The organism is Nocardia acididurans, assembly GCF_016741815.1.
Taxonomy (GTDB): domain Bacteria; phylum Actinomycetota; class Actinomycetes; order Mycobacteriales; family Mycobacteriaceae; genus Nocardia; species Nocardia acididurans.
The window spans coordinates 261,992-286,009 of record NZ_JAERRJ010000001.1 but is presented as its reverse complement, the minus strand read 5'-3'; the positions used below and the strand labels follow the sequence as shown (position 1 = coordinate 286,009).

The 24,018-nt window shown below is 69.3% G+C and carries 18 protein-coding genes; 7 read left to right on the top strand and 11 right to left on the bottom strand.

Annotation, left to right across the window (positions count from 1 at the left end; all coding sequences use genetic code 11):
* Positions 1-148: 148 nt before the first annotated feature.
* On the top strand, positions 149-1,987 hold the full coding sequence (locus tag JK358_RS01295) for a hypothetical protein (protein WP_307817218.1): 1,839 nt from the start codon (positions 149-151) through the stop codon (positions 1,985-1,987).
* A gap of 222 nt (positions 1,988-2,209) precedes the next feature.
* Positions 2,210-4,036: a phosphoenolpyruvate carboxykinase (GTP) gene (locus JK358_RS01290; RefSeq protein WP_201942406.1), complete on the top strand. Its 1,827-nt coding sequence runs from the start codon at positions 2,210-2,212 to the stop codon at positions 4,034-4,036.
* 189 nt (positions 4,037-4,225) lie between these two features.
* Here JK358_RS01290 and JK358_RS01285 read toward each other — a convergent pair whose 3' ends face one another.
* Both JK358_RS01285 and JK358_RS01280 read right to left on the bottom strand, forming a co-directional pair.
* Entirely contained in the window at positions 4,226-4,513 is a 288-nt protein-coding gene (locus JK358_RS01285; protein WP_201942402.1) for a DUF4190 domain-containing protein, read from the bottom strand.
* A gap of 68 nt (positions 4,514-4,581) precedes the next feature.
* Positions 4,582-6,015 carry an aldehyde dehydrogenase gene (locus JK358_RS01280; RefSeq protein WP_201942399.1) on the bottom strand — a complete coding sequence of 478 codons (1,434 nt, stop codon included), beginning with the start codon at positions 6,013-6,015 and terminating at the stop codon, positions 4,582-4,584.
* Between the two features lie 310 nt (positions 6,016-6,325).
* Between JK358_RS01280 and JK358_RS01275 the strand changes: the two genes are divergently transcribed.
* The gene (locus JK358_RS01275; RefSeq protein ID WP_201942395.1) at positions 6,326-6,529 is read left to right on the top strand and encodes a hypothetical protein; all 204 of its coding nucleotides are present in this window, start codon (positions 6,326-6,328) and stop codon (positions 6,527-6,529) included.
* A 202-nt stretch (positions 6,530-6,731) separates the two neighbouring features.
* Positions 6,732-7,034, top strand: coding sequence for a hypothetical protein (locus JK358_RS01270; RefSeq protein ID WP_201942392.1), 303 nt, complete (start codon positions 6,732-6,734; stop codon positions 7,032-7,034).
* Positions 7,035-7,102: 68 nt separating this feature from the next.
* Here the strand turns inward: JK358_RS01270 and JK358_RS01265 are convergent, their stop codons facing one another.
* Entirely contained in the window at positions 7,103-7,945 is an 843-nt protein-coding gene (locus tag JK358_RS01265; protein WP_201942389.1) for a class I SAM-dependent methyltransferase, read from the bottom strand.
* 257 nt (positions 7,946-8,202) lie between these two features.
* Here JK358_RS01265 and JK358_RS01260 point away from each other — a divergent pair, with 257 nt between their 5' ends.
* On the top strand, positions 8,203-9,378 hold the full coding sequence (locus JK358_RS01260) for a glycosyltransferase family 4 protein (RefSeq protein ID WP_201942386.1): 1,176 nt from the start codon (positions 8,203-8,205) through the stop codon (positions 9,376-9,378).
* 123 nt (positions 9,379-9,501) lie between these two features.
* Here the strand turns inward: JK358_RS01260 and JK358_RS38885 are convergent, their stop codons facing one another.
* From JK358_RS38885 to pgfA, 3 genes are all read right to left on the bottom strand, one after another.
* Positions 9,502-11,538, bottom strand: coding sequence for an MmpA family trehalose lipid delivery protein (locus JK358_RS38885; RefSeq protein WP_232850643.1), 2,037 nt, complete (start codon positions 11,536-11,538; stop codon positions 9,502-9,504).
* A gap of 45 nt (positions 11,539-11,583) precedes the next feature.
* Positions 11,584-12,981, bottom strand: a complete 1,398-nt coding sequence (locus JK358_RS01250) for a polysaccharide biosynthesis protein (protein WP_307817216.1) — start codon at positions 12,979-12,981, stop codon at positions 11,584-11,586.
* A gap of 134 nt (positions 12,982-13,115) precedes the next feature.
* Positions 13,116-14,297 carry a cell envelope lipid trafficking protein PgfA gene (gene pgfA / locus JK358_RS01245; protein WP_201942383.1) on the bottom strand — a complete coding sequence of 394 codons (1,182 nt, stop codon included), beginning with the start codon at positions 14,295-14,297 and terminating at the stop codon, positions 13,116-13,118.
* Positions 14,298-14,485: 188 nt separating this feature from the next.
* Between pgfA and JK358_RS01240 the strand changes: the two genes are divergently transcribed.
* A complete protein-coding gene (locus JK358_RS01240) occupies positions 14,486-15,649 on the top strand; it encodes an acyltransferase family protein (protein WP_201942378.1) in 1,164 nt (387 codons plus the stop codon).
* Positions 15,650-15,698: 49 nt separating this feature from the next.
* Here the strand turns inward: JK358_RS01240 and JK358_RS01235 are convergent, their stop codons facing one another.
* The 5 genes from JK358_RS01235 to JK358_RS01215 form a co-directional block, all read right to left on the bottom strand.
* The gene (locus tag JK358_RS01235; RefSeq protein WP_232850641.1) at positions 15,699-20,258 is read right to left on the bottom strand and encodes an alpha-(1->3)-arabinofuranosyltransferase domain-containing protein; all 4,560 of its coding nucleotides are present in this window, start codon (positions 20,256-20,258) and stop codon (positions 15,699-15,701) included.
* 4 nt (positions 20,259-20,262) lie between these two features.
* Complete coding sequence (locus JK358_RS01230) at positions 20,263-20,433, bottom strand: DUF2613 domain-containing protein (protein WP_201942375.1); 171 nt, start codon at positions 20,431-20,433, stop codon at positions 20,263-20,265.
* 168 nt (positions 20,434-20,601) lie between these two features.
* Positions 20,602-21,519, bottom strand: coding sequence for an alpha/beta fold hydrolase (locus JK358_RS01225; protein WP_201942372.1), 918 nt, complete (start codon positions 21,517-21,519; stop codon positions 20,602-20,604).
* A gap of 128 nt (positions 21,520-21,647) precedes the next feature.
* Complete coding sequence (locus JK358_RS01220; protein WP_201943718.1) at positions 21,648-22,739, bottom strand: isochorismate synthase; 1,092 nt, start codon at positions 22,737-22,739, stop codon at positions 21,648-21,650.
* 109 nt (positions 22,740-22,848) lie between these two features.
* Positions 22,849-23,334 carry a universal stress protein gene (locus JK358_RS01215; protein ID WP_201942369.1) on the bottom strand — a complete coding sequence of 162 codons (486 nt, stop codon included), beginning with the start codon at positions 23,332-23,334 and terminating at the stop codon, positions 22,849-22,851.
* 242 nt (positions 23,335-23,576) lie between these two features.
* On the opposite strand from JK358_RS01215, the gene JK358_RS01210 reads away from it, so the two are divergent.
* Positions 23,577-24,017, top strand: coding sequence for a hypothetical protein (locus JK358_RS01210; protein ID WP_201942366.1), 441 nt, complete (start codon positions 23,577-23,579; stop codon positions 24,015-24,017).
* Position 24,018 lies beyond the last annotated feature (1 nt).

Sequence of the window (24,018 nt, the reverse complement as noted above, 5' to 3'; positions counted from 1 at the left end):
GGGCTCATCTACGGCCGCGAGCACGCCCTCGGACCCGAGCACCCCGACACCCTTCGGAGGAGCGTGCCCGTCGCCGCGATGCGGAAGCGACCGCTTCGAATTCCCCTTCGGCCCAGCCGTTCCCATGCTCGGAAACGAATGATCAGTGGTGGACAACGAAGACCCGCTCGCATCGCGCCCGGTCGCCGCTCCCGCGGCCGGGTCCGGCGAGCCACGCAAGACGGCCGTGCCGCAACAGATTTCGACGACGCAGGACGCCGAGGATGTGAGAGCGCGGGCAGCGAGACCTGGATCCACCCTGCGATTGCCCGAGGTCGAGCGCTGCGCGATCAGTTCGACCGTTCCACCCGCGCCGGGGGATGACCCGCGAACGATCGCCCTTTCCCCCGATGCGGAAGCTGTTGTCACCCGCTGGAATCCACACGGCCTGGCGCTGCTGCGCGCCATGCGATGGGACGGCGCAGCGCCACCGCGCACGGTGGCACTGATCAGCGCGGGCGACATCAACAGCGTCATGCTGCGGGTGGAGCTGGCCCGCTTCGAACCGCATGTAGATGTAGAGGAGCGTGCGGCACAGCGGAATCCGCACGACGGCCCGGTCGATCCCGGCGGCGGCGCGCCCTGCTGCCCCGCCGCGGGCGAGGCCCACGGCACGGCGGAGCGACCGGTGCCGGTGGCGCTCGTGGTCCTGGACGCCGGATCACCTATAGGTGGCGACATGCTGCGCGTGGTGCGGGAACTGTGGGCGGACGGAACCCGGATCGTATTCGCGCTGGACGGGATTCACGCCCACCGGGAATGGCGGATGATTCTGCGGCAGGACGCCGAGCTGCTGAGCGCACTGCGCCGGGAGCTGGAAGCCGCCGTCCCACCGGAGGCCGAAGCGACCACTGCCGCACCGCAGAACAGCCCGGCCGCCGCCGCGTCCGAGGTCGAGATCGTGCCGGTGTCGGCGCGGGTGGCGGCGGTGGCGCGCGCGGGTTCGGATGCGGCGCTGCTGGATCGGTCGGGGCTGGGGTGGTTGCACGCGCTGTTGGTGGCGGCGGCGGGGGCGGGGCCGGAGGGGGATCAGGCGGCGATCGTGCGGGACCGGGTGGTGGGCGAGACGCGGGTGCGGATCGAGCGGCAGTTGGCCAAGCTGCGCGGCGGCGGCGATGTGACCGCGCTGCGGGAGGAGCGGGCGACGCTGCTCGCGGTGAGCGACGGCGGGCGCGGGACCGCTATGGCCACGCTGCGCAATCGCATGCAGTTGGCCCGTGTGGATCTCGTGCACGAGGTGGGTTCGCGGGTGCGCGCCTTGAACGCGGGCATCCGCGCGGAGATAGAAGGTCTGCCGTGCACCGCGGAGGCCGACACGCCGGAGCGGTTGGCCGGCGCAGTGGAAGATCTCACACGTGAGATGGATCGCGCGGTGCGGAATCGGCTGCTGGAGCTGACCTCTCAGGTGGAGCAGGCGGCCGGGGCCGCGGATTGGGAGGTCGCGGAGGCCGCGGTGAAGGCGGCTCGGGCGGTGCCGGTGCGGCCGGGTTCGGGGCCGGAGCGGCGGCGGCGCGGTCTGGAGGATCGGCTGATGCTGTTGGTGGGCGCGTCGGCGGGGTTCGGTCTGGGCCGTTTCGTGGTCGCGCCGCTGGCGGTGTGGGAGTCGTTCGAGTGGGCGATCGTGCCGGTCGGCCTGGTGCTGGGGTTGGCCGTGGCGGCGTGGGTGGTGCGTGCGCGCGGGCAGCTCGCTGAGCGCGCTCATCTTCAGCAGTGGGTGTCGGACACGCTGGTGAATGTGAAGGCGCAGTCGGAGCAGCGGGTGGCGACGGCGCTGGTGGAGGCGGAGGAGCGGCTCGCGGAAGAGGTGGTGGGTGCCACGACCGAGCGCATGGTCGAAACAGACCGTCGGGTAGGGGAATTGGAGGCGCAGTTGCGTCAGGCGGCGCACCGGCGACCCGCCTTGACGGCCGCCTGTGAACGTGACCTTGCCGTGCTCGCCGACCGATAGTCGCAGGTCCGGCGTTTCAACCCGGTACCGACTGGACAACCCGATTCCATACGTCGGGATATATGGCGTTAACCTCTATGGCAGGAACCTGGGCGTCCGCTTGGTCCTTGTACGCCGTCCAGCCGGGACGTGCTAACGGCAAGCCGGGTGGGTGCCTTGCCGCATATTGGTGGCACCCGGTGTCGCGAGCCGCCGAGAGCCACCCACATCAGGAGAGTTTTCATGACCTCAGCGACCATTCCTGGTCTTCACGATGGCACCGCGCCCACCGAGCACAAGGAACTGCTTGCCTGGGTGCAGGAGGTCGCAGAACTGACCCAGCCCGACCGCGTGGTCTGGGCCGACGGGTCGGACGAGGAATGGGACCGCCTCACCGAGCAGCTGGTCGCCGCGGGCACCTTCCGAAAGCTCAACGAGCAGAAGAAGCCCAACTCGTTCCTGGCTCTCTCCGATCCCTCCGACGTCGCTCGCGTCGAGTCTCGCACCTACATCTGCTCGCGCTCCGAGGCCGACGCCGGCCCCACCAACAACTGGGTCGATCCGGCCGAGATGCGCGCCACCATGACCGACCTGTACCGCGGTTCCATGAAGGGCCGCACCATGTACGTGGTGCCCTTCTGCATGGGCCCGCTCGGCGCGGCCGACCCCAAGCTGGGCGTCGAGCTCACCGACTCCGAGTACGTGGTCGTCTCCATGCGCGTCATGACCCGCATGGGCAAGGCCGCCCTGGAGAAGCTCGGCACCGACCGCGCCTTCGTGAAGTGCCTGCACTCCGTCGGCGCGCCGCTCGCCGAGGGCCAGGCCGACGTGCCGTGGCCGTGCAACGACACCAAGTACATCACCCACTTCCCCGAGGATCGTGAGATCTGGTCCTACGGTTCGGGTTACGGCGGCAACGCGCTGCTGGGCAAGAAGTGCTACTCGCTGCGTATCGCCTCCGCGATGGCGCACGACGAGGGCTGGCTGGCCGAGCACATGCTGATCCTCAAGCTGATCTCGCCGGAGAACAAGAACTACTACGTGGCCGCCGCCTTCCCGTCGGCCTGCGGCAAGACCAACCTCGCCATGATCCAGCCGACCATCCCGGGCTGGCGCGCCGAAACCCTCGGCGACGACATCGCGTGGATGCGCTTCGGTGAAGACGGCCGCCTCTACGCCGTGAACCCCGAGTTCGGTTTCTTCGGCGTCGCGCCGGGCACCAACCACAGCTCCAACCCGAACGCGATGGCCACCATCGACGCCGGAAACACCGTGTACACCAACGTCGCCCGCACCGACGACAACGATGTGTGGTGGGAGGGCCTGGAGGGCCAGCCCGACCACCTCATCGACTGGAAGGGCAACGACTGGTACGAGCGCGAGTCGGAAACGCTTGCCGCGCACCCGAACTCCCGCTACTGCACGCCGATGTCGCAGTGCCCCACCCTGGCTCCCGAATGGGACGACCCGCAGGGCGTGCCGATCTCGGCCATCCTGTTCGGCGGTCGCCGCAAGACCACCGTCCCGCTGGTGACCGAGTCCTTCGACTGGCAGCACGGCGTCTTCATGGGCGCGACCATGTCGTCCGAGCAGACCGCCGCCGCCGAGGGCAAGGTCGGCACCGTGCGCCGCGACCCGATGGCCATGCTGCCGTTCCTGGGCTACCACGTGGGCGACTACATGAACCACTGGATCTCGCTCGGCAAGAACGCCGACGCGGACAAGCTGCCGAAGATCTTCTACGTCAACTGGTTTCGTCGCGGCGAGGACGGCCGCTTCCTGTGGCCCGGATTCGGTGAGAACTCCCGCGTGCTGGAGTGGATCGTCGGCCGCATCGAAGGCACCGCCGAGGGCGAGGCCACCCCGATCGGCACCGTCCCGCACGCCGCCAACCTCGACCTCGAGGGCCTGGACGTGAACCCCGCCGACGTCGACGAGGCGCTCGTGGTGAACGTCGAGGAGTGGAAGCGCGAGATCCCGATGATCGAGGAGTGGTTCGAGTTCGTCGGCGACAAGCTGCCCTCCGGCGTGCGCGACGAGTTCGAGGCCCTCAAGGAGCGCCTGGGCTAGCCCGCCTCTCCGCGCCTTTTGCGCACGGCTGAGAGCCGTCGCGGGTTGTGCACGCGTGCCGACGGTCGTGTGCACAACCGATTTCGGTCGTACCCGGTGAGTTACCCGGACCTCACGAAATCAGTTGTTCTGTCTCGCAACAACGGCCCGCCCGCACCTGAAATCGGTGTGGGCGGGCCTTTCGTGTGCTCAGGCCAGGGTCGTGCTCAGGATGCGCAGGCCCTCAACGGTTTCGGTGGTCTCGGAGCCCATGGCCGAGGCGACGCCGACGATGACGCCGATGACCGTCCAGATCACGGCGATCACCATGCCCCAGATCGCCATGCCGCGCCCCTTCTCGCCGGACTTCTTGATCTGGCCCAGCGAGATGAACCCCAGAATCCACGGGATCAGGCAGAGCCCGAGGATTCCGGTGACCAGGGTGACGATGGCCAGAGTGTTCGTCTTCTGCTGCGGGGCGGCGTGGTACGCGTTCATGGCGAACAGGGTCGCCGACGGATCATGAACGAATGATGATGCGGGCGAGCCTTGTTCGCTCGCGGGTGTCAACTCCCCATGGGCATGAGGACGGATTTCTGCTCGCAGTAGGCGTCCAGTCCCTCGGGGCCGTTCTCGCGGCCGATGCCGGAGGTCTTGTAGCCGCCGAACGGTGCGCACGGGTCGAAGGCGTACCAGTTGATGGCGTAGGTGCCGGTGCGCACCCGGGAGGCGATGGTCAGGCCGCGGTCGATGTCGGTGGTCCAGACGGAGCCGGCGAGGCCGTAGTCGCTGTCGTTGGCGATGGCGACGGCTTCGTCCTCGGTGTCGTAGGGGAGGACCGACAGCACCGGGCCGAAGATCTCCTCGCGCGCGATGGTCATGGTGTTCGAGACGTCCGCGAAGACGGTCGGGTTCACGTACCAGCCGGGCAGTCCGTCGGGGCGGTCGCCGCCCGTGATCAGCCGTGCCCCTTCGGCTTTGCCCTGCTCGATGTAGCCTTCGACCCGCTCGCGCTGGCGTTCGGAGATGAGCGGTCCGAGTTGTGCGGCCGGATCGCTGGGGAGTCCCACGGGCAGTGTGCCGATGGATTCGGTGAGCGCGCCGAGGATTTCGTCATAGCGCGAGCGCGGGGCGAGTATGCGGGTTTGGGCCACGCATGCTTGGCCGCTGTTCATCAGGCCGGAGAATGCGAGCTTCGGGATATCCGCGATGTCCATATCCGGAAGCAGGATTGCTGCGGACTTGCCACCCAATTCGAGAGAGCAGCGTTTCAGTTGAGTTCCGGCAATGGCGGCGATCTTGCGGCCCACCGCCGTACTACCTGTGAACGTCACCTTGTCCACATCGGGATGCGAGATGAGATATTCCGACACTTCGGCATCCGCGGGCAATACCGACAGCACGCCCTCGGGCAGGCCCGCCTCCGCGAACAACTCCGCGACCAGGTTCGCCGACAGCGGTGTCAGCGGCGCGGGCTTGAGCACCACGGTGCACCCGGCCAGCAGCGCGGGCGCGAGCTTGTTGACGGCCAGGAACAAAGGAACGTTCCAGGCGATCACCGCGGCCACCACGCCCACGGGTTCGCGCGACACCCGCGAGGTGCCGAACATGCCCGCGCGGGTCTCGGTCCAGGGGAAGGATTTTCCTAGCCCGGCGAAGAAGTCGAGCGTCGCCTTCGCGGGGAAGTAGTTGAGGGTGTTGGCGGCCAGGGCGGGCGCGCCCATCTCCGCGGACAGGGCCGCGACCAGGTCGCCGACCTTCTGGTCGAGCAGCTGGGAGACGCGGCCGAGGACTTCGGCGCGTTCCTCCGGCGGGGTGGACGGCCAGGGTCCGCGGTCGAAGGCGTGCCGGGCGGCGGCCACCGCGGCGTCCACGTCGGCGTGCGTCACGGCGGGCACGCTGCCGACGGTTTCGAGGGTGGCGGGTGAGACGACGGTGACGCGGTCGGCGCTCGCGGGCGCGGTCCAGCGGCCGCCGATGAACAGGCTCGGGTACTCCATGAGAACACGTTACAGTTTTGGCCCCGGCCCGTTCGTGGCATCTTCCGGACAGATCCCGGCCAACGGGACCCGGATGGAAACCGGACTCATCGGTTTGCAATGTGCTTCGCAGATCCCGCATTCGGGAACGCGGTTCGCAATTCGGTTTGCCTATCGGTGGCCTATGCTCGGCATGGTTTCGTCTCACCGCCGATCTCGGCTGGTTGCTCTGAGTTAGCTGTTGGTATGTTAATGATCGCGGCCACTGCTTCGCGTTTTTCCGGCCGACGGTCGACGTGCTGGTTCGAAACGCGAAAGGCAGGCGAATGGCATGACCGAGGTGGACCTCGACGCCTTCATTCTCCCGGAGTTGACCGAACTCGGGCCCATGCCCGTCAGTACTCCCATGCGCCGGGCTGCGAGCCAGTTGCAGAAGGTGCTCCCGCCCGGCTGGCGGGTGGAGGTCGTCGCCGTGCCGCCGCGCCCCGGCCGAGGTGATCTGCCGGCCCTGCGTCTGGTCGTGCCGGAACTCTGAGCGTGCCGGATATGCGGGGCCGCAAGCGATTCCGCATACCGGTGGCTATCCTCGGGCATTCTGGAAAATCGAATTCCAACCTGTCGGTTCGCTTTTCGCGGAACGCACTATTGCATTCGGCACCCGTAGCGAGCATGCTTTATAGCTACCGTGGATAGCTCGCTCGATAATTGAATCCGTTCCGCACAGGGGAGTCAGAGTCATGGCGGTGCAAGTGGTCGGTCTGTCGCTGATAACCAGCGATCTCACCCCGCATCAGGCGAAAAGCGTTGGCACAGGCGGTTGGGTGGTCTCCTTCCTGCCGGGCCGCACCCTCACCACCGAGCAGGCGACAGCCGCCATCCAGGCCGCGGAAGCGGTAGCTGCGGTGAATGCTCTGTCCATTCAAGTCGGACTGACCGCAATGGAGACCGTCGGGTTGGCTACCCAGGAGTCACCCTGGAGCGACCCCGTGCGCTCCAACGGATTGCTCACCCGCCTCTCCGCGTTTTTGGCGGGCGGCTGAGAGCCGTCACCGACAAGCACTCGTGCCGCCGGTTGGGAGCCGATCCGATTCTGGTCGTCCCCGACGAGTTACCCGGCCCTCACGAAATCAGTTGTCTCGCAAGCGCTGTGCGGAGTTCGCTTGGTAGCGACCACGACGAGGTTGCTCACCAGCAGCTCCCGCAGCCCCGGCACCCGCACCAGCCACCACGCCCAGCGCGGGTGATAGCGCGGAAAAACCGCCAGCACCTCGACATTCTCCGGCGTCCGCCGCGCCCACTCCAGACCGTCCGCCGCCCGCACCGCGAACAACGACTTCCCGAATCGGTTCTTCGGCTCCCGGCCCTGCTTGCGCCGATACCGGCGGGCGGCGTATTCGCCACCCAGGTAATGCCACGGCCCGGTCTCGTGCCCGCCGAACGGGCCCAGCCACACCGTGTACGAAAACACCATCAGGCCACCGGGTTTCGTGACACGCAGCATTTCGTCGGCCATCACCCACGGGCGCGGCACATGCTCGGCCACGTTCGACGAGATGCAGACGTCGACCGCGTCGTCGCGGAACGGCAGGGCCATACCCGACCCGCGCACCGCGCCCGCGACCTTCAACCCGGCCGCGTGCATTTCCGACGGGTCCGGTTCGACCGGGAGATAGCGCGAATCGAGTTTTCCGAACTCGTCGGCGAAATAACCGGGGCCGCCACCCACATCGAGCACGATGGTGCCGCGCAGCGACCGACCGGTCAGGTCGCGATAGAAGTCCTTGACCAGATCGGCGGTATCCGCGGCCACCCCGCCGTAGAAGATCGCCGGATCGGTCTGCTCGTACTTGAAGCTGCCCAACAGCCGTAGCGACCGTCGCAACGTGGCACGACGGGCGAATCGCGGGCGGTTCACCGCCCGGCGTGAAGGGGTCTGCTCGGCTCGAAGCACGGGCGAAAGTCTTACACAGTGCTTGATCCGCCTCCGCTTCGCTCCGGCTGTTCGCGGCCCTGTGACCCCGATTCTTCCCTCCTTCCCTCCTCCGATTCGCTCCCCCGCTCCGTCAGTCCAGAATCGGGGGCGGGCCGCGAACCTGGGGGTTGTGGAGCAGGTCATGTGACCACTGCTGGCCCCGGAACGGGGTTCTGCCTATATGGTGGAGCCCATTGTCCGCCCGCCCCTGTTTGTGAACCTTTGGAGATCCGCCCGTGCGTGAAGTGCTGCTGCTGTGCTGGCGCGACACCGGGCATCCGCAGGGCGGGGGCAGTGAGCGGTATCTGGAGCAGGTCGGCGCGCAGCTGGCCGCCCGGGGCGTGAAGGTCACCCTGCGGACCGCGCGGTATCCGGGAGCGGCCCGGCGGGAACGCATCGACGGCATCGACATCAGCCGGGCGGGTGGGCGCTACACGGTCTACCCGCGGGCGCTGGCGGCCATCGCCCTCGGCCGGCTCGGTCTCGGACCGCTCAGGGGCATCCGGCCCGACGCGGTGATCGACACCCAGAACGGCATCCCCTTCTTCGCGCGCGCCGCCGCGGACGCACCGACCGTCGTGCTGGTGCACCACGGGCATCGCGAGCAGTGGCCCGTGGCCGGACGGCTCGTCGGGCGCATCGGCTGGTGGATCGAATCCCGGCTGTCCCCGCGCGTGCACCGCGACAACCAGTACCTGACGGTCTCGCTGCCGTCCGCCGAGGAACTCACCGCGCTCGGGGTGGAGGGCGCGCGCATCGCCGTCGTCCGCAACGGCGCCGAGTCCGTGCCCGCGCGGGTGCCCGCGGGCGACGACAGCACCCGCACCGCACACCCCAGCATCGTGGTGCTCTCCCGCCTGGTGCCGCACAAGCAGATCGAGGACGCCATGGCGGTGGCCGCCGGACTGCGCGCCCGCATCCCCGGCCTGCACCTGGACGTGATCGGCGACGGCTGGTGGGCCGACAACCTGCGCGCCCACGCGGACGAACTCGGCATCGCCGACGCCGTCACCTTCCACGGCCACGTCGACGAACACCGCAAACACGAACTGCTCTCCCGCGCCTGGGTGCACGTCATGCCCTCCCGCAAGGAAGGTTGGGGGCTCGCTGTCATCGAGGCCGCCCAGCACGGCGTGCCCACCGTCGGCTACCGCAGCTCGCGAGGTCTCACGGACTCCATCGTCGACGGCGTCACCGGCCTGCTCGTGGATGATCCGGTCCAGCTGGTCGAAGCCGTCGGCGATCTTCTCGCCGACCACGAGGCCCGCACCGTTCTCGGCGAGAAGGCCCGCGCGCGCTCCCGCGAATTCTCCTGGGAGCAGACCGGAAACGGTGTGTACGAGGTGCTTTCGGCCGTCGCCCGCGGGGAACGCGTCTCCGGCCTGGTCGCCCCCGCCCTGGTCGAACCGTAGTCGGCAGCCGCCCGGCGGAACAGCAGAAAATCTCCGGGCTCAATTGCCGCACAAGCCTTTTCACATCATCGTAGGCTCACCGCATGTGGATCATCGCGGTCATCTCCGTCGTCAGCATCATCCCTATCGCGTACGGATTCGCCGTCGGCTTCCCGAAGGAATGACCCCGCTCGCGCTCACTGCGGCGAGGATCAATCCACCGAAAAGCACTGCTCCCCACAGTAAGTGAGCCATCCCGGCAATCCGCCGGCTGCCCGCCGACGCATCGTGCCCCACGATATCCCCAGGCACCCGGTACAACTCGAGATCCGCGTCCGAATAGACGGAACTCAACTGCTCCAGGCTGGTCTTCGAATCACCGACGGGCCCCGGCGTGCGCTTCTCCACCAGCACCCACCCCACCCCCAGCCCGGCCAGCTCCGGCGCCGAACCACCGTGCAGCAGTAGCAGTTCCACCGCGCGCGCCCGAGTCCCCTCCCCGGCCACGCTCCCGCCTCTGACTGGAAGCTCGCCCGTCTGCAACACATCCCGGGGCAGCACCCGAGGCGCTGGATCCAACACCGGATCACTCCCCGCCCACCGGAACTTCCGGAACATCCCACCCGGCAACACAGCCACATCCCCGGGCCCTTCGACCAAGCCCGCCACCCGCTCCCACCCAGCCGGATACCGCACCGCCCGAACCTGATTCCCCACACCCCACGCCAGATCCGGCAGAGCCACCACCAGCAGCGCGATGAAAACCGCTGCGACACCGGCACTCCACCGCCGGCCGGCGGCCGCACCGTCGGGCGTCCCCGCTGCCCCGCGCGCACCCACCGCCCGCAGGCGCGCCGCCACCACACCGCATCCCGCCGCCGCACACAGCGCATACGCGGGCAACGCCAGCGCGACGAACTTCTGCGTATCCCGCAGCAGCCCCGCCCCCGGCACCGTTTCGACCAGCCACTCACCCACCGAAATTCCCCACCCGGTAGCCCCGAGCGCGGGCCACACCACAGCCACCACCGCGAGTCCCAGCAGCGCCCGACGGGCATGCCGCGCAACAACTTCGACATGGTCGCCACCCTCGGAGTCCGCCGGTCCCTCGTGATCGCCGGGGCGGCCGATCACCGCGCGAATGCCGGTGGCGACGAGGGTCAGCAGGATCGCGGTGCCGATCACCGCGAAGAACGTTGTGCGCGTTCCGGGTACGGCGGTGCTGTTCCAGATGCCACCCGAACCGGCCAGGCTGCCGAGGGTTCCGAGGCCGGGTTCGGCGCGGGCCGCGAAAGCTGCCACGCCCGCGGGGTCCGAGGTGGCGGAGCCCGCACCGGAGAGGGCGGTGGCGACCAACCAGGGGGCCGAGGTCAACAGCCAAAGGGCCGCTACCGCAGGGAGTTTCCGCAAACCCACGAGAAGGGCCGCGACGCATCCCGCGAGGAGGGATCCGGTGGGCGTGAGGCCCGCCGCGGCGAGGCAGGCGGCCAGGGCCGCCCAAGTTCCCAGCGCGGCAGGCAATGCCCTTCGGGATGCGGCTGACGGTGTCCTGAGCGACGGTGCGCTCGCTGTGGATGAGTCCGGCTCGGCGGCAGGCCATGGTGAATTCGCGTCGGGTCCGGCCGAAGTCGTTGTGGATGGCGGTGCTGTGGATGGGGCAGCCGCTGCGACGCCGTGAGGCGCTGTGGGGGCGTGCGGCGTTGCGGTGGCGTGAGACGGTGCGGGGGAGGCGGGTGAAGGGTGGCTCGCGGCGCGTAAGCGGGTGGCCAGCACGGCGATCCAGGGCAGGGCCGCGTAGCCGGTGAGCAGGCTCCAGTGGCCTTGCAGGAGGCGTTCGGCGATGTAGGGGTTCCAGATCGCCACCGTCGCGGCGACGAGCTGCGGGGCGGTAGAGGCGTGCAGGAGTTCCCGGGCCAGTGCGGCCGCACCCCAACCCGCGAGCCAGATCGCCGCCACCAGAATGGTTTTGACGAGTATTCCGCCGTCGATGATCGGCGAGAGGGTGGCGATCAGGGCGTCCTGGGGGACGGCACGCGGGGCCGCGTCGCCGAGGCCGAGCGCCGAATCCGTCAGATACGAGCGCGGGGTGCTGACCGCATCGCGCAGCAGCAGGTAGCCGGAACCCAGGAGTGGCCCGGCCACCAGAAGTGCCAGCAGCAGGCTGTATCCGGCGGGCACCATGCCGATCCACCGGCGCTTCCGAACGTCCGCGCTCACCCGGGCACCCTACGTTCCATCCGGTGTGGAACCGGGGATGCTCGATTTGCTGTTGTCGCTGCTGCCGCCGTTGCTGTCGTCGCGGGCCGTGCGGACCGCGATCGCCGCGATCACGGCCGTGGTGACGGCGGATGTGGCGGTCGCGATGGCGATCAGGCCGAGGACCGTGTGGGCGCAGGCGAGCATGACGCCTACACCCACGGCCAGTCCGATCCAGGTGACGGCCGCCGGCGCGGTGCGGTCGGCGGCGATGGCCGAGAGCAGGGCACCCTGCAGGACCGCGAGCAGCGCGCCGTTCAGCGCGAAGAGCCACAGGAGTTCCTGCACCGGCGCGTAGTCCTGCCCGGCCAGCAGCGGCGCGAGCGGTGCGGCCAGGGCTGCCACGGCTACCGCCGTCGCTCCCACGCCGGTCAGCACCGCGAGCGCGGCCCGCACCGCCCTGGCCGAATGCCGCACCTGCGCCATCTGCGGGTACAGCACCATCCCGACGGCCTGCGGCAGCCAGAACGCGATCTTCGCCGCGATGGAGCCCAGCGCGTACAGCCCGGCATCGTTCTCGCTGAGCACGATTCGCGACACGATCAGATCGGCCGAGGACAGTGCGATCAGCGCCGCCTGCACCTGCCCGGCGCGCGCCACCGGCCCCACGCTCGCCGCGATCTCCCGGATCCGGTCGGCGACCCCTCCGCCCGGCGTGCGCGCCGTCGCGGAGATCGCTTCGTCGGCAAGGGAATCGAATCCGCGCGGAAGGGGTGCGGTCCCGTCCGGCGCCGGGACCGCGCTGTCATCGGCAGGCGCGGACCCTGCTGCGGCGCCGGAGACCTTCCGGCCGACCGCGTCCGCCGTGCGGCGGGCCGCGAAGGTGGCGGCGGCCAAACCGGCTGCGGCGGCGGTCAGGGCCGGGGTGATTCCGAGTCCTGCGGCGAGCAGCGCGACAGCGGGTGTCACGCGCGCGATGGTCGCGCCGCCGAGGACCCAGGCGAGTTCGCGGAAGTGGCTGCGGCCCTGCAGGACTCCCTGTTCACCGGAGAGCAGGACCAGGATGGGCGCGACGCAGAGGGCGGCGGCCGCGGGCGCGACGCCGACCTCGAGGATTGCCGCGACCGCCGGAATCAAGAGCGCCGCCACCACGGTCACCAGGGCCGCGCAGCGGAGGGTGAGCTGCCGTGCCGCCGCGACGGTCGCACCACGCACGAGTTCGCGGGCGACCACGTTCTGTAGCGCGATGGCGGGCACGGTGCACAGGGACTGCACCGCCATGAGGCTCGCGAATTCGCTGTACCCCGCGACGCCGAGCCAGCGGCTGGCGAGCAGTTGCAGCAGGTAGCCCGCGACGTTCGCGGTCATGGCCCCGGCCGTCACCAGCGTCAGATCCGCGACAACTGGCAGACGGCGTACAACGGACACGCCGCAATGCTCCCACCCCGTGCGAGCGGCGGACCGCGCACCCCTCGGGTGGGGCGGGCCGCCGCCTTCGTTCCCCGGAAACGCGAGCGGCCCCGCACCTCGAAAGGTGCGGGGCCGCTTGTCGACCGGGTGGACTACTTGTCCTTGCCCATGTCGATCTGCTGTGTCTTGCTGATGTCGATCTGCTCGGTGGGAGCGTCGGCATTACCGGGCCGGGGCGCGCCGCCCTCGGGCCGGTACGGGGCGCCGCCCGCCGGAGCCACGCGACGGACCGGGGCGTCGCCGCCGCGGCCGCCGAGGATGCCGAGCACGACACCGGCGATCAGGGCGATGGCGCCCAGCACGCCGAGGATGATCGGCATGATGCGGCCGTACAGCGACAGCTTGTCGATGTTCTCCTTGGCGACCGCGATCTGCGACTCGATGGTGTTCTCGTCGAAGACGATGTTCGCCTTGAGCGCGGTCACGTCGGGCTTGCTGCCCTCGCGGGCGTAGTACAGGTGAATCTGCTCGCCGCCCTTGATGACCGTGCCGGTCTCCGGCTCCACCCACACGTCGCGGGTGTTGGTGTAGAAGCGGGTCATGGTGACGGTCTCGTCGCCTTCCAGACCCCACTTGGCGGCCGGCAGGGCCAGCTTGTTGGTGGGGGTGTTGACGACGGCCGACATGTCGGTGACCGGGATCGACTGCTGGAAGTGGTAGACCTTCATGCTGTTGATTTCGGTCTCTTCGACAAAGTTGATGTCGTAGGTCTTGCGCGCGTTGAGATCGAAGTACGGGTACGACTTCTTCTCGGTGCCGATCGGGAAGCGGTACTGCAGGCCGGTGTGCTGCACCGGATCCATGACCGTCTGACCCTGCTTGTCGACGGTGACGGCGATGGAGCCGTTCGGGCCGCCGTCGACCTCGTCGACCGGCTCGCCGGTCTTGCGGTCGATGGTCACGCGGTCGATGGTGGCGGTGAGCAGACCGGTGTCGCCCTGCTTGTCGGTGCGCCGCAGGGTCTGACCGGCTTGCACGGTCATCTCCTCGGCGTTCGCCGGGTTCTCGACGGTGAGGAAGCGCTGCGAGACGAGCGGGACATTCTGATCGACCTTCGCCGAACCGGTCGGAGAGGTCAGCGACTTGCTGTCCAGCACCTCACTGGGCGTACCCGGGGTGTTGGTCGCGATGGTCGTGATCTCCAGGTCCAGCGGGGTCTTCGCGAGTCTGCCCACCGTGTAGGTGGGGATCAGGATCGCGGCGACGAGCAGCATCGCACCAAGCCCCACGAGCAGGCAGGCCACCGTCCTTCTGGTACCGGCACTGAGTGCCATGCAAGTTCTCCTCGTCGTCGAACAGGTAGTTCCGTTGAGTGCTGCGGTCGCCGCGCCGCACTCGTGAGCCCCGACACTAACAGTCCAGGCCCGTGAAGCGTCTCGCTGAGGCAGGAAAACATCGCGAAACGCCCGTAAGTCAAACATGGAATGCTCACTTCGGGGAGGTGCAAGGCACACTGGATCCGATGACAACGACCGTGCAACCGCCCATCGACCCGGCTTCCGAGCCCAGGTCGGACGCGTCACCGGCGGCTCGACTCGGCCGTTTCGTGCCCTCCCTCGAAGGGATGCGAGCCCTCGCGGCACTCGGCGTCGTCCTCACCCACGTGGCCTTCCAAACCGGCGCCACCGGCCACCCCGTCCTCGGCCGGGTGTGGGAGCGATTCGATATGGCCGTCGCCGTGTTCTTCGCGCTCTCCGGATTCCTGCTGTGGCGACCGCACGCCGCCGCCGCACGCGGCCTCGGCACCGCGCCGACGGCCCGCCGCTATCTGCTGCACCGCGCCGCCCGCATCCTGCCGGCGTACTGGGTGGTGGTGTGCGCGGTGCTGATCCTGCTCCCGAGCGCGGCCAATACGGCGGGCCTGCGCGTGTGGCTCGCGAATCTCGGCCTGGCGCAGGTGTTCGTGTCGTACACGCTCACCGACGGGCTCACGCAAATGTGGAGCCTGTCGGTGGAAGTCGCCTTCTACCTTGTGCTTCCGCTGCTGGCCTTCGCGTTCGTGTGGCTGCGCGGGGAGCGGGCCCGCTGGCGGGTGCCCGCCGTGCTGACGCTCGGACTGGTGTTCCTCACCTGGAATTTCCTGCCCGTGCCGACCCCGGAGGCCACGCACGCCGACAACTGGCTGCCCGGTTATCTGCCGTGGTTCGCGATGGGCATGCTGCTGGCCGAACTCGCGGATCTGGAAGCGCCGCGGGTCCGGCGTATCGCGGGCAACCAGTGGCTGATGTGGCCGATCGCGCTGACGGCCATGCTGCTGTCGGCCACGAATCTGGCCGGGCTGCCCGGTCTCACGCGCGGCGAACCGTGGCAGTACGTCATGAAGATGGTGTTCGGCGCGATCATCGGATTCACCCTGCTGGCCCCGCTGGTGCTGCGGCCGGAGACCCGGCACCGCTTCCTGGAGAGCCGCGTCGCAGCGACCCTGGGCCGCTGGTCCTACGGAATCTTCATCTGGCACCTGGCCGTGCTGTCGATCATCTTCCCGGTATTCGGCATCGTCCCGTTCCGCGGGCACTTCGTGATCGTCTACCTCCTGACGATCGCCTTCACCCTCCCGCTGGCCGCGGCGAGCTTCGCCCTCATCGAGGAACCGATCCGGCAGTGGACGCGCCGCCGCTTCGGCTGAGCGCGTCAGGGGTCGCTTAGGGGGTGTGGCCGCTTTCGTTCCACCGGGGTCAGCGTGTGCGGCGGGGCAACGCTGCGATGCCGACCGCGACGATCGCCACCAGCGCCGGGAACTGCACCCACAGCGACCCGCCCAGATATCCCGCCGGGGATCGCCACGGGCCGGTGGACAGCGCCGCCGCGCAGACCGAGGTGCCGATCCCGGCGGTCCAGACGAAGAGGCGGGACCAGGCGGGCGGACGGAAGTGATCGGCCAGCAATCCCGCTGCCGTCAGGGCGAGCCCGACCGGACCGGCGATCAACCCCGCCGCGGCGGCCAGCCCGGCCGCGCCCAAGGTCCGGCTCCGCCACGTGCGCGGCGCGGGGCCGGGATCGCCGGTCGGGCGCAGCGCACCCCGGATCGCAAGCGCCACCAGCGGGATCAACAGCAGCAGGCCGCCGAAGATGGCCAGCCGGTACCAGCGGTCGGCCGGGAACGAGATGGTGACCGGCCCCTTGGCGTCCGCGGGTACCAGCCACGCCTGCTGCCACCCGTCGATCACGACCGGCTCGAGTTGATGCCCGTCGGCTGTCTCCGCCCGCCACCCGACGTTGGTGCTCAGCGGCAGCACCAGCAGCTGGGTGCCCGCCGGTGCTTGGACGGCTGCGGGGGAGAGTGTCGCGAGCTGCGAATTCGCCTGCGCGTCTGTCGTGGAATCGCTCTGTGCGGGGCCGATATTCGTATCCGCCGCCGGGTCGGCGGTGGGGCGCCGCAGGCGGAGTTCGTCGACGGAGAACAGCTCGGTGGGTGCGACCGTGACATCGATTCGGCCGGACGGCATATCGAACGCGGCGTCGGCGGGGATCGCGGCGCTGCCGGCCGGACTCGCGGTGTCACCCCGCGTCTCGCACACCGTCGCGGGTAGGGGTGCGCCGGAACGGAATTCGGCGGCGGTGGCGGTGACCGTGGTGCGGAGGGTGCGGCCGGCGGCGGCGATGGTGGGGCCGTGCGCGCAGTCGATGGTGATCAGGCGGTCGGGGGCGGCGGGGACCGGATAGTCGGGGCCGAGGACGTTGATCTCGGCGAGGCCGGGCGGCTGATCCTGGGCGAAACCCAGTGCGGTGCGGTCGAGTACGGCTTTCCAGGATTCGATGCTGAGCTCGATGCGGTCCGTGACGTGGGGGTACAGCTCGATGCGGGTGGGTTTGCCCGACTCGGTGTCGACTTCGCGGACTTGCGGGCCCGCACCGAGGTTCACCATGACCGAGGTGGGGTGCGCGGGGAGGTCGCCCAGGGACGGTGTGAGTTCGAGGCCGGTGACCAGTGTCGGCTCCGGGAGTTCGATGACCAGGGTGGGTTTGCCCGCAGCGGGGTTGCGGACGGTGGTCTCGGGGGCGGTCCAGGTGGTGCGCGGGTCTCCGTCGGTGGCGGCGAGAGCGGAGCCGCGCGGGTCGGCGGTGTCGGCCTGGCCGCGGGCGATCGGACGATCCGGGTCGGTGATCAGTGCTTCCAGCGCGGGGCCGGGACGGGCGCGCACGGTGAGCTCGGGGGTGACGGTAACCGGCTGCGGCACCGACAGGGTGCGTTCGAAGACACCCGGCTCCTCGGCGGACAGCGCCAGGGCCTTGCTGCATCGCACGCGATCGGGTGCGTCGAAACACGCACTGCGCCCGGGGAATTCCTGCCCGAGATCCCAGCCGAGCACCTGCGCGCCCGCAGGGGTGGGTGGAAGTACGGTGCGATGCCGGATATCCACCGGCACCGGATTCTCGCGGTCGGCGTAGTCGAAAACCTGCAGTTCGCTGATTCCGAACTGTCCACCGGCGCTGCCGTTCTCGGTGCGCGACGCGGTGATCTTGATCCACCTGGTGGACCCCGGCGGCAGCGAGATCGACACCGGCTTACCGGGTTCCGCGATCCGCGCCGACACCGTGCCCTTGGAGGTCTCCACCTCCACCCACTTCACCGGAGTGCCGATGGCGGCGGCGCTGGTGGTCAGCGACAGCACCGCCGAGGTGACCGGCTTGTCGAGATCCAGCCGAAGCCATTGTCCGCGCGCATATTCCGTGCCGTTGCTGATCCACGCCGTCGACGGATCACCGTCCACCACCGCTGCGGTGGAGCTGCCGGGTGCGGCCCCGCCGAGCTGGGTGGCGTCGCCCGCCGCACTGGAAACGGTGACAGTCGCCCCGGACCATTCACCCTCGACCAGCTGCGCCCCGGGCACCGGATAGTCGGGCACCAGATTGTGCGTCCGCCGGGCGTCGCTGGGTGCCCGCAGCGCCGAATTGTGATTGTCCACCCGCCCGAAATCGGCCTCCCGATCCATGGGAGTGTCGGTGACGGTGAGCGATTCGACCGGCAACCCGGCCGCCGCCGCATCCGCCGCCAGCAGCGTCGGCCCACTCGAAGCACCCGCGCCGCGCCGCAGTCGCTCCAGCACCTCCGGACCGCCTTCGACCACCGGCACGCTGTCGAGCGGCACCGTGTACGCGCCGGGGAAGGACGCGGGCGCACCGACGCCGCTGCGCACCTCGAGCGCGCTGGTGGAGCCGCCGTCGGTTCCCGCCGCGCTCCCGTCTGTGCTGGGCGAGCCCTCGCGATCCGTGGCGTCGTCAGGTCTGCCGACTGCACCGTCGCCGACCGGTGTGCCGGGCGACGCCGCATCGACGCGGTAGATCTCGATCGCCGGATACGCGGGTCGCAGGTCGCCGTCGGAGACGAGCCCTTCGACCTGACCGATCTCCACGGGCTCGCCGAATTCGGTGACCTTGGTCAGCCCCGGTGATCCTTCGATCGCCCGGTGCGCCAGCATCGGGCGCGTGGAGCGGGAGGTGTCCGGGTCGAGGTCATTGCGCAGCACCAGGATTCCGATGCCCTGTGCGGCGAGCGTCGGCGCGAGTCCCGTGGAGGGGCGCCCGTCGGCGATGAGCCGCTGCACGGAATCCATGGCCCGGATCGCGCCGGGCGGGTTGAGCGGCACGGCGTCTCGCACGGCCCACGGCGTGCTCGCCAGCGCCTGCAGCGGTTCGTCGCGGGTGAGTCCCCACACCTGACTGCCGAACGGCGCACCCGGCACGATCAACGCGCGGGTATCGGATGCGTTGTGCTCCAGCCATTCCGCCGTCTGATGCCAGTAGTCCGGCACCTTGTCGTAATCGCCGCGCGGCGCGAGCTTCCCCGTCCAGGCGAGCGAGGTGGACAGCGCCAGCGCGGTCAGGATCAGCGCGGCGGCGGCCACCATGCGATCACGTTCGGGATGCGCGAATGCCCTGCGCCACTGCGGCATCGGCACCGAGGCGGGCAGGGGAACCCGGCTCAGCAGCTGTGCGAGACCGAGCACGAGCGGCAGCCGGATGAGCGGTTCGAGCTTGTGCACATTGCGCAGGGGCGCGCCGCCGGAGTCCAGGAACAGTCGCACCTGTTCGGCGAACGGCCCGCCGAGTTGTCCCGCGTATCCGGCGCAGATGCCCACGAGCCCGACGCACAGGATCAGCACGAGCCGCCCCCGGCACGGCATGGACCGCATGGCCAGCCCCGCCATGCCCGCTGCCGCCAGCATTCCGGTGGCCAGCACGGCGGCGGGCTGGGTTACCAGCACCGCGCCCGCGATGCGTTCCGGCGATACGAACGGCGTCCAGCTGTCGGTCCCGCGCAGCACCTCACCGAGGGAGGCCCACTGCGTGGTCACCCCCGACGATTCGATGAAGTCCAGGAACGGCGGGCTCACCTTGCCGAGCAGCAGCAGCGGCACCACCCACCAGAACGTGGCGAGCACGAGCAGCGGAATCCAGGCCCGGGTGAACTGCCACCAGCGCCGGTTGGGTCGCATCGAGATCCACCACAGCGCGGCGGGCAGGAAGGCGGCCGCGGTGGCGACCGCGTTCACCGACCCCATCAGCGCGAGCGCGAGCGCGCTCCCGGCAGGGGTCGCCATGCCCCAGCGGCGTGCGGGGCTCGTGGCGTCGCATCCCGCTTCGCCGGAATTCGTGCCGTCCGCGGTGGAATCCGAGTCGTCGGAGTGAGAGGCGGAATTCGCGTCGTGGTCGTCGCCGGTGTCCTGGTCGGCCTCCCCGGTTCGCCGCCGTCGCAGCGCGATCCCGAGTGCGGCGGGTCCGAGCAGCACCCAGGGCGCCAGCATCATCGGCAGTGTCTCGGAGGAGATCGATCCGAGGGTGGTGAGCACGCGCGGGGAGAGCGCGAAGGCGGTGGCGGCGATGATGCGTGAGCCGCGGCTTCCGATGCCGAGGACTTCGCAGAGCCGGATGATGCCCCACCAGCCGGCGAGCAGCAGTAGCGCCCACCAGATGCGCTGGGTCGCCCAGGCGGGCAATCCGAGGACGTGCCCGAGCGAGAAGAACGCGCCGTGCGGAAAGAAGTACCCGTACGCCTGGTTCTGCACCTGCCCCATGGGAGCCTGGCTGCTCCACAGGTGCGACGCCCGTTCGAGGAATCCGAGCGGATTCTGCGCGAGGTCGTATTTGGTGTCGGCGACGGTGCGGCCGGGCGCCTGCAGGAAGGTCAGCAGGAATGCGGCCAGGATGCTGCCGAGCAGCCAGCGGCGGCCCAGCGGTTCAGTGTTCGGCGACCGGTCCACCGGACCGGTCGCGGCGTGTGGATCCTTGGTCAGCCGGTCAGCGGGCGCCGTACTCAACGTTGTTCAGCAGCGACGAGTCCGCGTCGCCGCTGCGGTCGATGTCGGGTCGCTTGTCCTGCGACGCCGCCATCGTGATGACCAGGACTGCGGCCAGCCCGACCAAGGCTCCACCGACAGCACTCGCTGCACCGGGGACGGCAAACTTCATCGCGGAACTCCCATACATCGACGCCTATGCGTAACTCGAGCCAACCTAGCAGGTCTCGGGCCGCAACGTGATCATGCACATACCGATTGCCCGGTAGAACCCCCGTAACCTCCCCGAATAGGGGGAAGATCGCGGGGGTTCCACCGGGCGGGGGAGCGGTTCTGGTTCTCACATCTGCGACTTGATCTCCCTGGTGAGGAACGCGGTGACCATCGGCGCGAGCAGTTCGGGCCGGTGCATCACGGTGACGTGCGAGGCTCCCGGCACGATGGCCAGTTCCGAGTTGGGCAGTCCGGCCGGGGTGTCGCCCATGATGCCGCCGCCGAGCAGCCGGAAGACCTCCACGGCGTGCTCGGGCGTCACGATGTCGGAGTCGCCGATGATGGTCAGCGCCGGAATCGTCATGGCGGCGACCGCGGCGTTCGGGACCGTCGGCAGGTTCTGGTCCATGTCCTTGATCTTGGACACCAGGGTGGCGAAATCCTCCGGGCGCGGCGCGTTCTTCAGGTAGCTCTCGTGGAAGGGGCTGCCGTACAGCATTTCCGGCTGCAGTTCGCCCAGATCCTCGACCAGGCCCGGGTGCATGGCGTGCGGTCCGAGTCCGCCGGACAGCAGCACCAGTTTGCGCACCAGGTTCGGATGCCGCAGCCCGATGTCGAGGGCGACGCCGGCGCCCATGCTGTAGCCGAACACGTCGGCCTGCGTGACGCCGAGCTGTCCGAGCAGGGCGACGGTGTCGTCGGTCATGGTGTCGGTGCGCAGTTTCCGGCCCGCGACGTCGGCGGTGTGGCCGTGCGCCTGCTGTTCCACCGCGATGATCTGGCGGTCCTTGGACAGCACCGGAATCAGTTCGCCGAAATCGGTGTCGATGCCCGACAGCGCGCCGTGCAGCAGCACCAGCGGCGGCTGTCCCTTGGCATCGCCGTGCACCTCGTAGTACATGTGCACACCGTTCACATCGGCGTATCTGCCGGTTTGCTGTGCGGCGGTAGCGTTTTCGGCGGTGTCGGCCGGGCTGCTGTCACCACAGGCCGCCAGGGTGGCGGCGGTCAGGACGGTGAGCAGGGCGAGGACGGTCTTCTTCATGGCGGTCTCTTCTCGGATGCGTTGTGAGGCGAGGCCGCGGTTCCTCGCTGGTTCATCCGTAGAGACGGGGCGTGTTCGGGAAATTCATCGGCTGCCCCGAATTTGCCCGGGGGACAGCCGAATCGGTGCTACCGGTCGGGCAGTGCGCAGCCGAGGACGTTGAGGAAGGTGCGCAGTTTGGCGGTGGTTTCCACCAGTTCGATCGGTGGTTCGGAGGCCGCGACGATGCCGCCGCCGCCGAAGGCGCGCAGGGAGCGGCCGTCCGCGGCGAGTTCGGCGGAGCGGATGGCCACCACCCATTCCCCGTCGCCGCGGTTGTCGCACCAGCCGACCGCGCCGCCGTAGAAGCCGCGATCCTCCTCGATATCGAGGATGGTCTCGAGCGCGAGCGTGGTGGGCGTACCGCAGACGGCGGGCGTGGGATGCAGCAGGACGGCGAGATCGAGGGCGGTGACGTCCGGATCGCGCAGGGTGCCGCGGATGGGTGTGGCCAGATGCCAGACTTCGGGCGTGCTCAGCAATTCCGGCCCGTCGGGGACGGACAGTTCCGCGCAGATCGGCGTGAGCAGTTCCCGGATCCAGTCGATGACGTAGGCGTGCTCGTCGCGATTCTTGGTGCTGGACAGCAGTTCCCGCGCCTGCGCCGCATCGGCGTCCGGGTCCGCGAGGCGGGGCAGCGTGCCCGCGAGCGGCCGCAGGGTGACGGTGCGGCCGTGCCGGGCCACCAGTACCTCGGGGGTCGCGCCGAGCAGTGTGTCGCCCGGTCGCCCGGCCGGTGTCAGATCGACGGCGAACACGTTGGCGCGCGGATGCCGGGTGACCAGATGCGCCGCGACCACCTCGGGATCGAGCGCCGCGTCCGCCTCCGCCAGCAGGGAGCGGGCCGCGACGACCTTGCGCAGCGGCTGCGCCGGATCGCCCAGCTGTTCCACGAGTTTCGTCACCCGCGCCACATGTTCTGCGGCGCTGGGCATTTCGGAGACCACCCGCACGGCGGGCAGTTCGGGCACGGCGGCCGGTCGCCACGGTCCGGCAGTGTGCAGGGCGTGCGACGGCGCGCACAAGGCGGCCGGTCGCCCGGGTACGAAGGGCAGCGCACCGACGATCAGTTCGGTGTCGTCGCGCAGGGCGGCGGCCGCCGCGGCCGCCGTGTCGTAGGCGGTGCGGGTGCCGGTGGTCCGCAGCACCCCGTCCGGTGTCGCGAGCAGAAATCCGTCCATGGTCTTTCCGACCATAGTCCGCTCGCCGGAGCCTGGGTTCGGGGAGCGACGCATCTCTCAGTCGCCCTCGTCACCCGGTCGGACCTGCGTTTTCAATGATGTTGCGGGGTCAGTGTTTCGAGTCCGGTTCGCGTCCGGGCGGCACCATGAGCACGGGCCGGTGGCAATGTTTCAGCACCGCGTCGGCGACGCTGGAATGCATGAGCGCCCGGATGCCGGTGGCGCCGCGGGTGCCCGCGACGATGATGTCCACATCGAGTTCGTCGGCGACCTCCACGATGGCGTTCCAGATGGTGGTGGTGCATTCGACGGTGCGCGCCTCGGCGTTCAGCCCGGCGAGTTTGGCCAGCCGCACGCCCTCGGAATTGATGGTTTTCGCGTCCACGTACGCGACGTCCTCGATCTCCTCGTCGGTGACCCATTCGGGCTGCATGACCCCGGAGAGGCCGGACAGGCGGGCGGCCTGGCGCACCATGGGCTCCCAGGCCGTGAGCACCACGGCCTTGTCGGCGGCGAGGAACCGCCCGGCGTACTCGACGGCGCGCCGAGCGTTCTCGGACCCGTCGTACGCGATCAGCATCACGTCGCAAGGCATGACGAAACCTCCTGGTCGGAGTGTCAGTCTCGCTATCGAGGTTACCCCCGTGGCAGCCGGAATCACGCGACCGCGACACGCACGGCCGCGATCGACAACAGCTTCTCGACAGTTTGCGAACGATTCACCCAAAACGATGGCGTCTCTGTCATGTCCGGTCTTCACTTGATGTTGTCGGCTCTCGCCGACGATCGACATCGCCGTCGTTGGAGCTGGGCCCGAACGAGGGGTGGATTGTGCGGTTGGACGAGCTGACTACCCCACAGGAATGGGCACGGGTGTACCGGTCCCTGTTCGGGTTACCGCATGTGCACGTGACCACACCCGGATTCGTCGTATTACCGCTGCTCGACACGGTCTGCGCTTTGAATACTCCGGAACCGTTGGGCGCCTTGATACTCGGTGAACTGACGGTGCGCGGGGTGCCCGGTCCGGTGCTGGTGCGGGACAAGCCGCCGCGCCGCACGTTCCTGGCGGTGTTCGACGGGTACCCCTCCGACGACTGCATCGAACGTCTGGAACGCAACAGCGTCGATCTCGGCCCGCATCGCAGCAATGTCATCCTGCCCACCGGTTTCGGGCGTCACACGCACGAGGGCCGCTGGTGGGCGCGAGCGCCGCAGCGCGACGAGTCCATGCCGCTGTTGTCCGAGGTGGTGGCCGCCACGATGGCGGTCCTGTGAG

What these genes read in the sequence shown, in the direction of transcription:
- JK358_RS01290 (WP_201942406.1), top strand. Translation starts at nt 2,210, where the DNA reads ATGACCTCAGCGACCATTCCTGGTCTTCACGATGGCACCGCGCCCACC.
- JK358_RS01285 (WP_201942402.1), bottom strand. Translation starts at nt 4,513, where the DNA reads ATGAACGCGTACCACGCCGCCCCGCAGCAGAAGACGAACACTCTGGCC.
- JK358_RS01280 (WP_201942399.1), bottom strand. Translation starts at nt 6,015, where the DNA reads ATGGAGTACCCGAGCCTGTTCATCGGCGGCCGCTGGACCGCGCCCGCG.
- JK358_RS01275 (WP_201942395.1), top strand. Translation starts at nt 6,326, where the DNA reads ATGACCGAGGTGGACCTCGACGCCTTCATTCTCCCGGAGTTGACCGAA.
- JK358_RS01270 (WP_201942392.1), top strand. Translation starts at nt 6,732, where the DNA reads ATGGCGGTGCAAGTGGTCGGTCTGTCGCTGATAACCAGCGATCTCACC.
- JK358_RS38885 (WP_232850643.1), bottom strand. Translation starts at nt 11,538, where the DNA reads ATGGTGCCCGCCGGATACAGCCTGCTGCTGGCACTTCTGGTGGCCGGG.
- pgfA (WP_201942383.1), bottom strand. Translation starts at nt 14,297, where the DNA reads ATGGCACTCAGTGCCGGTACCAGAAGGACGGTGGCCTGCCTGCTCGTG.
- JK358_RS01240 (WP_201942378.1), top strand. Translation starts at nt 14,486, where the DNA reads ATGACAACGACCGTGCAACCGCCCATCGACCCGGCTTCCGAGCCCAGG.
- JK358_RS01230 (WP_201942375.1), bottom strand. Translation starts at nt 20,433, where the DNA reads ATGAAGTTTGCCGTCCCCGGTGCAGCGAGTGCTGTCGGTGGAGCCTTG.
- JK358_RS01225 (WP_201942372.1), bottom strand. Translation starts at nt 21,519, where the DNA reads ATGAAGAAGACCGTCCTCGCCCTGCTCACCGTCCTGACCGCCGCCACC.
- JK358_RS01220 (WP_201943718.1), bottom strand. Translation starts at nt 22,739, where the DNA reads ATGGACGGATTTCTGCTCGCGACACCGGACGGGGTGCTGCGGACCACC.
- JK358_RS01215 (WP_201942369.1), bottom strand. Translation starts at nt 23,334, where the DNA reads ATGCCTTGCGACGTGATGCTGATCGCGTACGACGGGTCCGAGAACGCT.